Here is a 7,610-nt window from a genome sequence, read left to right as displayed (position 1 = left end):
CTGAGGTGTATCTCCAACAGATTGCCGCTCTACTCAAAGATGACGTGAGCGAAGTCCGCCGCTCCGCCGCCCAAGCCCTGAGTGGCCAGGAAGCACTCCCTGAGGTGTATCTCCAACAGGTTGCCGCTCTACTCAAAGATGACGTGAGCTACGTTCGCAGCTCTGCTTTTCAATGTCTTTATGATCAATCAGTCGATTTTTGGTATCGGGTCTTTCCTTATATAGCTGAGAACGCTTTGACAAAAGAGGCCGGAAGATTGAGAGATGAACCCCACCAAGCTCGGGTTCCCCTCTACGAAATTTCCGGCAATAACGACTCCATCATCCTCCTTCTCAACTGGTATTGTAAACCGGAAACACTACCTGCGAAGATATCTATTGAGGATGCCCGAAAAGTGCTCAATCTTACCATCGGTCTTGAAGATTTAATGACAGAAAACTCACGCTTCGCCGCAGAGGTTGGAGAAGCATTACCCAAACTTATTAGTCTGGCTAGACGTCAATGGGCTGCGACCGATCTTCCCCAACTTAGAAAAGGGTATGAAATTATCAATAGTGTCAATGAAACTGAAGCTAACTCCGTCCAAGGATTAATCCGCTCCCTCGAAACCTGGCGCTGGATCTATACCATACTCTGGATACTTGCCATCCACGCCCTACTTTGGCTGGCCATTATCCTACTTTCCCCACAATTCCCTTCCCTCCAGGAAATCTTCATCTGGAACCCCACCATCCGCAAATGGGGCGGATTAGGCTACGTCGGTCTCCTCATCACCCAAATCCCGCTGCTGCGCGAACGCCTCTTCCACCCCTGCCACCAAAACCTGACCGCCGAGGCCTTCCCCGCCAACTGGAGCAAAGACGAATACTTCCCCAGTTCCCAGGTCTATTCCCTGCGCGACAAAAAAACACTGCCCGTTACCGAGGCCCTGCACCCCTTCCACGGCCGGATCATCCTGGAGGGTGAATCCGGTCTCGGGAAGACCATGTTCCTCCGCAACCTGGTCATCGATTCTGAGCGGCCGGTTGTTTTTCTGCCGGCCAGCAAATGCGATCATGGACTGGTGCCGGCCATTCAGCAGAAGGTGCCGCCGGCGGAGGGCGATCCTACTTTTCTGGCGGAGCTGGTCTATGCCGGCGCTTTAGACATCCTTATTGACGGCCTCAACGAGATCAGCGCCCGCGCCTGCGCCCAGCTGACCATGGAGATCGAAAGCAAATGCAAAGGCAACGTCCTGTTCACCACCCAGCACATGGAGTGGGAAGCGCCCGCTGCCGCCAAAGTATTCCAGCTCAAACCACTGACGGAAGACCAGATCGGGACCTACGTCTTATCCCGCTACAGCTACTTGGATTCAACCGAGCTGCTACCCGAATCCGCCTACCAGCGCAACAGCAAAGCCTATCTCGAAAAAGCATTCAACAGCGAGCTGGACGAAGAAAGCCTCAAAACCAACTTCATGACCCTCTCCAACCCTATGGAGCTGAGCCTGGTCGCCCAGCTGATCGCCCGGGGGCAGGATCCTTCCATTCTGGACCTGCAGGAGCAGCAATACCAGCTGATGGCCGAGCACTACCGGCGCAACAACCTGGGCAATGATTTCCCCCTGGCCAAATTCTCCAAAGTCGTCTACGATATGCGCCTGAACGACCAGCCGGAGATTCCGGCCGAAGACTTCCAAAAAGAGATCCTCGCCCTGCAGCACTGGAAAATGGTCATCTCCCGGCAGTGGACACCGGCGGGTGCGGAAAAGCCCGTCAAATACTGGTATTTCCGGCACGATAAGATCATGGACTATTTTCTGGTGCAGGAATTCCTGGCTAAGCAGGAGCTTTGCGAAAAGGCACTCGATGATCCCCGCTTCCGGGGGGTCTATTTCCTCCTGGCTTTCAAACTCCCCTACCAGGCGGCCATGCAGCTGCGGGAGCAGATCATCCAGTATTCCACTAATACCAAAGACCATAGTCTGGATAATTTCATTAAGCTGCTTTATGCCCGCCGGCCACCGCGAAAGGAACGCTTTGCCCAGCTGCGAGAGAATATCAGATCCGCCCTGATCCTGGGCCAGGCCGGCCAGGCCATCCAGTTGATCCTGGACAACACCAATGGCCAACACGAAACCACGGCCGTCCTACTCAAAAACCGGGAAACGGAACTGAACAAGCAGATCACCGAAGGGACGATCTCTTCGGAGGATGCCATGCTCGAACGCAATAAGATCAATCGGGGTATACTGGATCTGGCGCAGATCATCGATTAGCCCTTTAAAACGACTTTATATCCTTCCATAATGCTAGGCGGGCTGGGAAGCGGCCAATTCGTGGGTGAGGGTGCCTGCTTCGCGGGAGGGATAAATTGGCCGGAGTTTTTGGTCCTTTTTTCGACAAAAAAGGACATAGAACAATCGAGATCGCCATCACCATCCGGCCGCTGATCCAAAGTCTGCGGGGTGCACTGATCGATGTGGGCAGCACGAGTAAGCGCGTTTTAGCGCCAACCTTGAATAATCTCCTACGCTGGGCGCAAAAGCCCGGCTACTACGACCTGGTAGGCATAGACATCGCCGGTGACGCGAAGCCGACGGTGATCGCCCGCAAGGTCAAACGAGCACGCATCTTTAATTTACTTGGAATAAAATAAAATCATCATGGACAATCAGACGAACATCAACAATTTTCAGGCATCTATTGGGCCGGCTTTGCTGGCTATTGTGATTATTGCGGCCGGAGTGGCTTTGGGGGTTTGGGTGGCTAATCGGGTAGTGTGAAAATAATTATTCAGGTTTCTTTTCTATCCTAGTCTTTAATTTTTTAGCCAGACTATCAGGAAGATTCTTTATGTTATAAATGGAAAAAGAGGAAAGCATTTCACTATTAATACCTTTAATACCGCTGAGATCGGCACCGCTGAGATCGGCACCGCTGAGATCGGCACCGCTAAGATCGGCACCGCTAAGATCGGCACCGCTGAGGTCGGCACCTCGGAGGTCGGCACCACTAAGGTCGGCACCTCGGAGGTCAGCAACGCTGAGGTCGGCAATACGGAGATCGGCACCGCTGAGATCGGCATCGCGAAGGTGAGCACCGCTGAGGTCGGCCCGGCTAAGGCTGGCCCAGCTGAGGTTGGCACTGAAGAGGTTGGCACTGAAGAGGTTGACACTGAATAGGTTAGCATCTCGGAGGTCAGCATAGCGGAGATCGGCACGGCTGAGATTGGCACCTCGAATGTCGGTACCTCGTAGGTCGGCACGGCTGAGATTGGCATCGTTGAGGTCGGCAAAACTTAGGTCTGCACCTTTGAGATCGGCAATGCTGAGGTTGGCACGGTTGAGGTCAGCAATGCCGAGGTCGGCACCACGGAGGTCAGCACCGCTGAGGTTGGCACGGCTGAGATCGGCATTGAAGAGGTTGGCACGTTGTAAATGAACAGAATCAAGAACAGCTCTATCTAAAAAGGCACTACTGAAAATTGTTTTTTCAAAAATGGCAGCTAAAGCTGAGGTATCAAGCCCGCTATTCACTAATGCCAGCAACAAATTCCCCCGTTCCGGACTAAGTGGCTTCTCTGTTAAAGAACTATCCTCCATAAAATAGTATGGCTGAAACGACTGACTCAAAGAAGCAATTCTCCCAATCAATTCCGGACTCAAATGCCGATCCGTATTCTCAGGATTCTTTAATTCCTCATTAACCTGATCCAAAACATTCCCCAACAAAAAATTTAATGAACTGCGCCGCGAAGCCTCATCCAAAAGGATCTGATTATCAATCTTCTCATTCTGCTTAAGTAGTAGATCATTTTGACCGGTAAGCAGATCATTTTGCCCCGACAACAACTCATTTTGATTATACAACAAAATCGTTCCCATCAGCCCTCCAATAGCCACAAACACCGTCACCAACATCCGCAGTCCACTATTACGCAGCCGCGAAAAAACCAGATAATGCAGTATCCCCGGCAGATCCTGCCGGATATTCTTCCGCACTTCCGGATCAGCTTTCGCCAGGGCGTACGACGCAACTGTATCTGCAATGTGGTTCGCTTTAGATTGGATATCCCCTACTACCTGCTCCACATCGACATCCTGCCCGGTGTAGCGTTTGGCCAGGTAGTTGATAATGCGAGGTAGCGCAATAATAGCAACGATGATTAAAAGAAAAAACGAAACAAAGACCGTCATCAAGGGCGGTAATACGGAAGGTAGGAAATCAGCAACTTTTTGATCGATCAATACTCCGACCAAGACTCCTATGGCAATATACAAGAGGGCTTTTTGGATACCGCTGCTGCTTTTGGCTTTGACCGGTTGCTTTGGCTCAATCGGATCGGTGTCTACAGGCTTTGGCTGATCGTTTGATTCGTGCGGTTCTGACATTGAGGGATGGGGTTGATGCGCGATAAAGATAAGATAGGATCCCGGAGTTGCAAACTCCATTGAGCGTTCGGTATACTAAGGACAGCGAAGGCTATCCATCAAAATTCAAAATTTTGTATCCATTCCATTATATTCTTAATTCTCTGGTGTTTAAGATACTGGGCATAATCATTTTCCATTATACCAATCACAATAAGTTTATCTTTTTCACTCGACATTGCTCCAAATTGTCTTAATAATTCACGTTTAGAGGAAGAAACTTCGGCACCGAGCTTTATGAATGAACCAAAAAAGTGGAATTTTTTAACATCTTCATCCTTAATTGAATTCCAATCTATTTCAACTGAAGTTAGATCTTGGAACCTTAAATTATTATGATCCAGGTTTGAAGATGGATTAAATAGAATTTTACCCTTGAATTTATCCGGTTGAAAGCCTTTTGTACTTTGAGCTAAAGAGCCCAAATCACTTTTTAAACTACTACCTGATGGTCCAAGGGAAAATCGATTTTCAACCAATTCACAGTTTATGAATTGAATATCATCAAAAGTGGTGTTGTAAAAAATGCAAGATTCGAAATAGCAATTCTTAAATATAATATTTTTCAAGATAGCACCCGAAAATGATGATGATCTAAATTGGAAGCCAGTTAAAGTCTTTCCGATCAAGTTGATGCCTTGAAAATCGATCAACGAAAAGTCGGCATATACACTTCGACTCTTTATTTTACCTTCATTGATAAGATCAATAATTTTATTGAATAGAAAAGATCGATACCTAGATGAAAGGTCCGTATTTGAGAGCTCTTGTCTATATTGGTCATATTGAGCCAGATAATACTCATTTTCAGAGAATTCGCTCTGCTTCCTAATAAATTCAGTTTGTTCTCCAATCTTGTTGTTCTGAGATTCTATCAACTCGTTTTGATTCTTGAAAAGGGTTGTTTGGGCATCAACGGCAAGGGTCTGAGTATTAATCAATTCGTTCTGATGATCAATTGATTGATTTTGAGTTTCAAGCTTTTCTAGTTGTGAACCAAGTAGATTGTTTTGTTCAATTAGTAATAAAGTACCTATCAATCCTCCTATAATAATTATCAGGCTAATAGCCATATTAAGGGATAAGAATACACTTCGGTAGGCTAGGAAGTTTTGTAATGTAGATCGAACATTTTCAATTTCCCTTTCGCCAAGATTTGGCAAAACAGTTTTCAAAATTGATTTTTGTGCATCTTCTTCCTGATTATCATTCTTTGGACGTACAGATACAAGAAACTTATCTTTGTAGGTTAGATACACAACTAAACCAATGACTATTATCAAAGTAATAGAGGCCAAAATACCAATACCAAAAGCTACGCCATAATGGACTATAGCAAATCGAAAGAAGTACAAAACCACTGCAAATAGAAAACCAATAACTATTCCAATTAAAAATTTCCAATTCATCCTTATGCCTATTTACATTGATCTATAATCATATGACGTTCGATGCGCCTGTAACTAAATTACTCCAGTAAATATTGCCTACCTCCCAAATATCTTCCCAGCAATATCATTCGGCATAGTAGGACTAGAATCCTCCTTCAAAAGCCCTGTATCTGCTCTGCTAAACAATGATTGAAAAATTAGATGCTTTTCCTCCTTATCAACTGCCGAATCCTTGATCAGAGACAAATAAACATAGGTCAGCTGCTCTCTCTCTTCTGCATCTCTTGATAAGTGGAAGGAGCTAAAGGCAGCTCTATGAAAGATTCTTATTACATAAGCTAGAAATGAGAGAAGGGTGATATATACAATAGACCACTTAATGGCACTTGATTGATTTTCCTTGAAGCTTAGAAGCATTCCTTCCGGTGTCTGCCAAAGTAACCCGTACAAAATAGCGACGACTATTCCTACTACAATCGCCAATACTACAAAGAAAATAATCCCTTCCATCTTTAATTTTTTAGCACGCTTATTCCAATATTCTGCAGGTGCCTTTAGTCGCAGCAATTCTTGATAAGTCTTTTTTAGATCTGAAATATTCTTAATGGAATCATCATCAAATTTTGAGAATTTGTTTTTTGTTTCCTTAAACCAATCATCAAACAGCTTTTTCCTTTCATTCGTGATATCCTCTATAGTTTGTACATGCTGTTCGTATTTTTGATTTGTATTCTTAATCTGCTCTACTGCTTGATTTTCTAAATCCGAAAGTTGAGCAACGAAATCATTACGGCTTTTCGTAATTGATGAACGCTCTTTCTTTCTTCTGGATAGAATTTCGGAGCTATCTTTAAATCGAAATTCATAAGCTAACATCGCACCGATAAAATCATCATGATTGTTGACCTCATAAGCCCCAATCATGAAATGGTAAGCACCAGAAACACATTTCGGACGAGAACGGTGCAGATCTATTAGAAATTCAGCTTCTGGTGAATCATATGTAAAAATGTAATCATTATCGCCAAAATTCGGTTTTCTTAATCTCCAGGCACTTCCTAACGATTTTGGATCAACATGACTAAATTCATTAAGGAATCTTTCTAATTCTTGCTTTACATTTCCAAAATGAACTTTTATTCCATATAGCTCTCTAGGAATCGAATCCACCTTCTGCCACCCTTCAAATTGTTGACTAAGGAATCTATGTACTGAACTTAGACCTTTGAATGTTCTTGAAAAATTAGAAACTGAATATGTAATTATTACCTCAATATTATTAAACCACTCCGTGCCTTTAGCATCAGCTATTTGCTTTATAAAATCTTTAGTATTCATTTGTTAATTAGGATGATAGGGCAAAATAATTTTTCAGTCTCTAGGTAAGCTACTTCTATAAAAGATTACGAGTTTTTCCTCTAAAGTTTTCAAAAAAGTCGACCAAATTTCTAAAAACATTTAATCCGCTTTCTCTTTCCTAATCAACGCCAAAATCTGCCTCAACAATAAATTCCGCTCACGGACGTGCACTAGATCATCAGGTAAAGCAGCTAATTTTTCCTTAAGGGTACGTAATTCCCCCTTCGATGGTTGTTGTTTTGCAATCATAGTATGTTTTAGTCTATAGTGTTCCAGGCGTAATACGAGAGTACTACAATTCAATTACAATGCACGCTAATGGGTAGGTGTAATGACAAGTCAACTTATACTACGAGCTGCTAGGTGAGACGGATGCTGCATTCGGTACATATCAATTGGTTTTAAATTGCCAATTCCTTGATGTGATCGATTATAGTTATACTCC

At 44.5% G+C, this 7,610-nt stretch carries 4 protein-coding genes and 1 pseudogene; 2 read left to right on the top strand and 3 right to left on the bottom strand.

The window, feature by feature from the left end; all coding sequences use genetic code 11:
- Together CRP01_RS42670 and CRP01_RS41385 are read left to right on the top strand one after the other, a co-directional pair.
- Positions 1–2,261: pseudogene (locus CRP01_RS42670) on the top strand (hypothetical protein); the annotation flags it as partial.
- 95 nt (positions 2,262–2,356) lie between these two features.
- Positions 2,357–2,641: a hypothetical protein gene (locus tag CRP01_RS41385; protein ID WP_099155987.1), complete on the top strand. Its 285-nt coding sequence runs from the start codon at positions 2,357–2,359 to the stop codon at positions 2,639–2,641.
- A 133-nt stretch (positions 2,642–2,774) separates the two neighbouring features.
- Here CRP01_RS41385 and CRP01_RS41380 read toward each other — a convergent pair whose 3' ends face one another.
- From CRP01_RS41380 to CRP01_RS41370, 3 genes are all read right to left on the bottom strand, one after another.
- Positions 2,775–4,376, bottom strand: coding sequence for a pentapeptide repeat-containing protein (locus CRP01_RS41380; RefSeq protein ID WP_222845949.1), 1,602 nt, complete (start codon positions 4,374–4,376; stop codon positions 2,775–2,777).
- Between the two features lie 98 nt (positions 4,377–4,474).
- Positions 4,475–5,824 carry a pentapeptide repeat-containing protein gene (locus CRP01_RS41375; RefSeq protein ID WP_099155985.1) on the bottom strand — a complete coding sequence of 450 codons (1,350 nt, stop codon included), beginning with the start codon at positions 5,822–5,824 and terminating at the stop codon, positions 4,475–4,477.
- Positions 5,825–5,902: 78 nt separating this feature from the next.
- Complete coding sequence (locus CRP01_RS41370; RefSeq protein ID WP_099155984.1) at positions 5,903–7,144, bottom strand: DUF6161 domain-containing protein; 1,242 nt, start codon at positions 7,142–7,144, stop codon at positions 5,903–5,905.
- Between the last annotated feature and the right edge of the window lie 466 nt (positions 7,145–7,610).

Source organism: Flavilitoribacter nigricans DSM 23189 = NBRC 102662, from assembly GCF_002646595.1.
In the GTDB taxonomy this organism is placed as follows: domain Bacteria; phylum Bacteroidota; class Bacteroidia; order Chitinophagales; family Saprospiraceae; genus Flavilitoribacter; species Flavilitoribacter nigricans.
Note: the sequence above shows the minus strand (reverse complement) of the source record. Positions and strands in the feature narration are given on the sequence as shown.

Excerpts from the sequence above, each read along its gene's own strand:
- CRP01_RS41375 (WP_099155985.1), bottom strand. The coding sequence starts at position 5,824 with ATGAATTGGAAATTTTTAATTGGAATAGTTATTGGTTTTCTATTTGCA.
- CRP01_RS41370 (WP_099155984.1), bottom strand. The coding sequence starts at position 7,144 with ATGAATACTAAAGATTTTATAAAGCAAATAGCTGATGCTAAAGGCACG.
- CRP01_RS41380 (WP_222845949.1), bottom strand. The coding sequence starts at position 4,376 with ATGTCAGAACCGCACGAATCAAACGATCAGCCAAAGCCTGTAGACACC.